The following is a 284-nucleotide window of genomic DNA, read 5'->3' as shown; positions in this document are numbered from 1 at the left end:
GCTACGCCTCCATGCCCAAAAGCATCAAAATTGAAATGCTTCAGGACACCGTTCCCAACTTAGGCATCATCACCGCCTACAACGACATGGTTTCCGCACACCAGCCGTTTAAAGACTTCCCCGACCAAATTAAAGACGAAGCGCAGAAAAACGGCGCAACCGCGCAAGTCGCCGGCGGCACGCCCGCCATGTGCGACGGCATCACGCAAGGCTACGCCGGTATGGAATTGTCGCTGTTCTCCCGTGACGTCATCGCCATGAGTACTGCCATCGGCCTGTCGCAC

General features: G+C 56.7%; 1 protein-coding gene. It reads left to right on the top strand.

The features are described 5' to 3' along the window. On the top strand, positions 1–284 hold a 284-nt coding region (locus ACTHS3_RS17730), incomplete at both ends, for a dihydroxy-acid dehydratase domain-containing protein (RefSeq protein ID WP_440368733.1).

This window comes from Neisseria sp. P0009.S007 (assembly GCF_051962515.1).
Note: the sequence above shows the minus strand (reverse complement) of the source record. Positions and strands in the feature narration are given on the sequence as shown.